A 3,281-nucleotide genomic window follows, 5' to 3' on the forward strand; every position below is an offset into this window, starting at 1 on the left:
AGCGTGGCAGCTTCCTACCCTCGCAGGCAGTTTCCCACCAACTACTATCGGCGTAGAGAAGCTTAACTTCTGTGTTCGGCATGGGAACAGGTGTATCCTTCTCGCTATCGCCACCACACTATTTTGTTTGAGAGTTTATACCCTCAAAACTGGCTATCATTGCTTTAAGTTTACCATAGAACGCGTATCTGTGTCGCGGTTGAATCCGACGTATTCAACCATTTGGTTAAGTCCTCGACCGATTAGTATTGGTCCGCTCCATACATCACTGTACTTCCACTTCCAACCTATCTACCTGATCATCTCTCAGGGGTCTTACTTCCATAAAGGAATGGGAAATCTCATCTTGAGGGTGGCTTCACGCTTAGATGCTTTCAGCGTTTATCCAGTCCATACGTAGCTACCCAGCGATGCGCCTGGCGGCACAACTGGTACACCAGCGGTATGTCCATCCCGGTCCTCTCGTACTAAGGACAGCTCCTCTCAAATTTCCTGCGCCCGCGACGGATAGGGACCGAACTGTCTCACGACGTTCTGAACCCAGCTCGCGTACCGCTTTAATGGGCGAACAGCCCAACCCTTGGGACCGACTACAGCCCCAGGATGCGATGAGCCGACATCGAGGTGCCAAACCTTCCCGTCGATGTGGACTCTTGGGGAAGATAAGCCTGTTATCCCCAGGGTAGCTTTTATCCGTTGAGCGATGGCCTTTCCATACAGAACCACCGGATCACTAAGCCCGACTTTCGTCCCTGCTCGACTTGTCAGTCTCGCAGTCAAGCTCCCTTATACCTTTACACTCTGCGAATGATTTCCAACCATTCTGAGGGAACCTTTGGGCGCCTCCGTTACATTTTAGGAGGCGACCGCCCCAGTCAAACTGCCCACCTGACACTGTCTCCCGCCGCGCTGAGCGGCGTGGGTTAGAGCGTTCATACAGCAAGGGTAGTATCCCACCAACGCCTCCACCGAAACTAGCGTTCCGGTTTCTACGGCTCCTACCTATCCTGTACAAGCGGTACAAACACTCAATATCAAGCTACAGTAAAGCTCCATGGGGTCTTTCCGTCCTGTCGCGGGTAACCCGCATCTTCACGGGTACTATAATTTCACCGAGTCTCTCGTTGAGACAGTGCCCAAATCATTACGCCTTTCGTGCAGGTCGGAACTTACCCGACAAGGAATTTCGCTACCTTAGGACCGTTATAGTTACGGCCGCCGTTTACTGGGGCTTCAATTCTGGGCTTCGCTTACGCTAACTCATCCTTTTAACCTTCCAGCACCGGGCAGGCGTCAGCCCCTATACGTCATCTTACGATTTAGCAGAGACCTGTGTTTTTGATAAACAGTTGTTTGGGCCTATTCACTGCGGCTGACCTTGCGGTCAGCACCCCTTCTTCCGAAGTTACGGGGCTATTTTGCCGAGTTCCTTAACGAGAGTTCGCTCGCACACCTGAGGATACTCTCCTCGACTACCTGTGTCGGTTTGCGGTACGGGTAGATTATTTCTCACTAGAAGCTTTTCTCGGCAGTGTGACATCAAGCACTTCGCTACTTAAATTTCGCTCCCCATCACGTCTTGTCCTTATAGAAGTAAGCATTTCACTCGCTTCAAGACTTGGCGCTTGGACATCCATTTCCAGCCGGATGCATGCTTTAGCCTCCTGCGTCCCTCCATCGCTCAAACAAAATAATCTAGTACAGGAATCTCAACCTGTTTGCCATCGACTACGCCTCTCGGCCTCGCCTTAGGACCCGACTAACCCTGGGAGGACGAGCCTTCCCCAGGAAACCTTAGTCATACGGTGGACAGGATTCTCACCTGTCTTTCGCTACTCATACCGGCATTCTCACTTCTAAGCGCTCCAGTCGTCCTCACGATCGACCTTCAACGCACTTAGAACGCTCTCCTATCGCGTCCACGTAGTGGACACCCACAGTTTCGGTACTATGCTTAAGCCCCGGTATATTTTCGGCGCAGCGTCACTCGACTAGTGAGCTATTACGCACTCTTTAAATGGTGGCTGCTTCTGAGCCAACATCCTAGTTGTCTGTGCAACGCCACATCCTTTTCCACTTAGCATAGATTTAGGGACCTTAACTGGTGATCTGGGCTGTTCCCCTTTCGACAATGGACCTTATCGCTCACTGTCTGACTCCCGGACTAAAATATGCGGCATTCGGAGTTTATATGAATTCAGTAACCCATGATGGGCCCCTAGTCCAAACAGTGCTCTACCTCCGCTATTCATCATCCGAGGCTAACCCTAAAGCTATTTCGGAGAGAACCAGCTATCTCCAAGTTCGTTTGGAATTTCACCGCTACCCACATCTCATCCCAACATTTTTCAACATATACGGGTTCGGTCCTCCAGTGCGTTTTACCACACCTTCAACCTGGACATGGGTAGGTCACTTGGTTTCGGGTCTACATCATCATACTTAGGCGCCCTGTTCAGACTCGCTTTCGCTACGGCTTCAGCTTTTCACTTTAACCTCGCATGATAACGTAACTCGCCGGTTCATTCTACAAAAGGCACGCCGTCACCCATTAACGGGCTTCGACTAATTGTAGGCACACGGTTTCAGGAACTATTTCACTCCCCTTCCGGGGTGCTTTTCACCTTTCCCTCACGGTACTGGTTCACTATCGGTCACTAGGGAGTATTTAGCCTTGGGAGATGGTCCTCCCGGATTCCGACGGAATTTCACGTGCTCCGCCGTACTCAGGATCCTGAACGGAGGGTAAGCAATTTCGACTACAGGGCTTTCACCTTGTTTCGCGTAGCTTTCCAGCTAACTTCGTCTATCACTTACTTTGGTAACTCCAATGTTCAGTCCTACAACCCCAAAGAGCAAGCTCTTTGGTTTGGGCTCTTCCCGTTTCGCTCGCCGCTACTAAGGGAATCGATTTTTCTTTCTCTTCCTGCGGGTACTTAGATGTTTCAGTTCCCCGCGTCTACCTTCAACATAGCTATGAATTCACTATGTGATAACTTGATCACTCAAGTTGGGTTGCCCCATTCGGAAATCTCCGGATCAAAGCTTACGTACAGCTCCCCGAAGCATATCGGTGTTAGTCCCGTCCTTCATCGGCTCCTAGTGCCAAGGCATTCACCGTGCGCCCTTTGTAACTTAACCTAGACAAATATAAATTTGTCGGTTATCGCGATTCGAATTTCACTGACCTTGCGGTCAGCATAAGAAACTCGCACAAATACGCTGTGTTCTCGGCATTTAAAACTTAAAATCAATGATATCCAGTTTTCAAAGTACAAACA

Annotated in this window: 2 rRNA genes; both read right to left on the reverse strand. The window is 50.1% G+C overall.

The annotated features are described in order from the left end of the window. Position 1: 1 nt before the first annotated feature. Positions 2 to 118 (reverse strand): 5S ribosomal RNA (gene rrf, locus FD19_RS09435). A 104-nt stretch (positions 119 to 222) separates the two neighbouring features. Next, a 23S ribosomal RNA gene (locus tag FD19_RS09440) occupies positions 223 to 3,141 on the reverse strand. Between the last annotated feature and the right edge of the window lie 140 nt (positions 3,142 to 3,281).

Origin of the sequence: Lacticaseibacillus thailandensis DSM 22698 = JCM 13996, assembly GCF_001436135.1 — a bacterium.
In the GTDB taxonomy this organism is placed as follows: Bacteria; Bacillota; Bacilli; order Lactobacillales; family Lactobacillaceae; genus Lacticaseibacillus; species Lacticaseibacillus thailandensis.